The sequence below is a fragment of the Frankia sp. AgB32 genome (assembly GCF_023243045.1).
Taxonomy (GTDB): Bacteria; Actinomycetota; Actinomycetes; order Frankiales; family Frankiaceae; genus Frankia.
The window spans coordinates 1-2,355 of sequence record NZ_JALKFX010000148.1; the positions used below are offsets into that span (position 1 = coordinate 1).

A 2,355-nucleotide genomic window follows, 5' to 3' on the forward strand; every position below is an offset into this window, starting at 1 on the left:
AACACCGTCCGCAGACTCTCGTGCCGAACCACCACATCCCGCAACGCCGCCCGCAACGCAACCCGATCAAGATCGCCTTCCAGCCGTGCCACCAACGGCACGTTGTACAACCACCCGGCGTTCCCCAGCTGGTCGAGAAGCCACAGCCGCTGTTGCGCGAACGAGAGCGGCAGCACCTCGGGGCGCACCCTCGCCACCAGCGCGGGCCGTGTCTCCCCGCCGGACACCAACACCCGCGCCAGCCCCGCCACCGTCGGCATCTCGAAGATCGACCGCAGATCCACGTCGGTGTCGAGAGCCCGGCGCATCCTGCTCACCAGTCGCGTGGCCAGCAACGAATGACCGCCGAGGGCGAAGAAGTTGTCGTCGACGCCCACCGCGGGAACATCAAGGATCTCGGCGAACAGCCCGCAGAGAATCTCCTCCTTCGGATTGCGCGCATCCCCCCCGCGACCACTGGGGATCTGAGGCGCGGGCAGTGCGGAACGATCGACCTTTCCGTTCACCGTCAGCGGCAGCTCGTCCAGCACCACCACCACAGATGGCACCAGGTAGTCAGGGACGCGCTCGGCCAACGACTGCCGTAGCCGCTCGCTCGCCAGTGCCGAACCGACCACATAGGCCACCAGGCGATCGTCGTGCGCGACCACCACCGCTCGCTCAACTCCAGGCAAGGCGAGCAGGCCCGACTCCACCTCGCCCGGCTCGATTCGGAAACCCCGCACCTTCACCTGGTCATCGGTGCGGCCGATGAACTCCAGCACCCCACCCGATGTCCACCGGACCAGATCCCCCGTCCGATACACCCGTCCGCCCGACCCGAACGGATCAGCCACGAAACGACCCGCGCTCAGCCCGGCACGACCCACATACCCTCGCCCCACCCCTACACCACCCACATACAACTCACCCGCCACACCCGGCGGAACCAGCCGCAACCAGTTATCCAGCACATGCACGACGACCCCGTCGTTGGGGCATCCGATGGGGACCGTTCCCCGCGGGTTCGGCGTCTGCAGGGAGAACGTGCAGTGAATCGAGGCCTCCGTGGGCCCGTAGGTGTTGAACAGCTCGCACACCCGGCCCCAGCGCGCGGCCAGCTCCGGAGGCAAAGCCTCCCCGCCGACCAGCAGAGTGCGTAGCGAGGGCACACGCCCGGGTTCGAGCAGAGCCACGACCGACGGGACGATGACGGCAAAGTCGATCTCATGGCGAGCCAGCAGCGCGGTCAGGGCGTCGCCCGAGGCCATGACAGTGGCAGGCGCCATGCAGAGTGTGCCGCCGGAGGTCAGGGCCATGAAGATCTCCCAGACCGAGTTGTCGAAGGCGGCGGATGCGTGCTGAAGTACCCGGCGCCCCTCGTGCAGTCCGAACGCCCGGACCGACGCGGCCACGATGGACGCGATCGAATGGTGCTCGATCGCGACGCCCTTGGGACCTCCAGTCGAACCCGACGTGTAGATGATGTAGGCCGCCTGGGCCGGATCAGATGGTTCGCGGCGCTCGTCGTCGGCCAGGTCCGTTCCCGCCTTCCCGGCGATGCGCGCGGCCTGGGTGGGATCATCGAGCACAACGAGCGGCGCCGACCCCAGCGCGGACGCCGGCCAGCTTTCGGTGACACCCGTCACCGTCAGCAGGCACAGTGCCGCGGTATCGCGGATCATGATCTCCGCCCGGCGCACTGAGTGCTCGCTGTCCAACGGCAGGTAGGCCGCGCCGGACTTGAGCACGGCCAGCATCGCAACGATCATGTCGATCGAACGCGGCACGGCGACAGCCACCACCCGCTCCGGGCCCGCGCCCCGATCGACCAGCACCCGGGCGAGCCGGTTGGCGCGCTCGTTCAGCCCGGCATAGGTGATCGCGTCGTCCTCGAACACGACCGCCTGCGCGTCCGGAGTCCGAACGGCCTGAGCTTCGACCAGGGCATGCAACATCGTCGCGGCCGGCTTGGCGCGGGTTCCGGCCCATTCCTCCAGGATCGTGCGCCGCTCGGTCTCCGCCAGCGGATCGAGGGCCCGCAGAGGCGCGTCCGGTCCAGCGACCACCGCCTCGGCGACCCGCCGGAACCACGCGAGCAGGAGCTCCGCGCCGACCTCGTCGAAAAGATCGGCGCTGTACTCAAGGACGCCGTCGATGCCCGCAGGGGCGCCGGCCGCGTCGAACCGCTCCGCCAGCCCGAAGGACAGGTCGAACTTGGCCGTGCTCGCCGTGACCCGCTCGGCCCGTAGCTCGATCCCAGGCAGATCGAGGCTCGCCTCCGCAGTGTTCTGCACGGCCAGCATCACCTGGAACAGCGGGTGCCGGGCCAGCGACCGGGCCGGCGCGAGTACCTCGACCAGCCGTTCGAAAGGC

General features: G+C 68.9%; 1 protein-coding gene. It reads right to left on the minus strand.

Annotated elements, in window-relative coordinates; genetic code table 11:
• On the minus strand, positions 1-2,355 hold a 2,355-nt coding region (locus MXD60_RS26130), incomplete at both ends, for a non-ribosomal peptide synthetase (protein ID WP_248822356.1).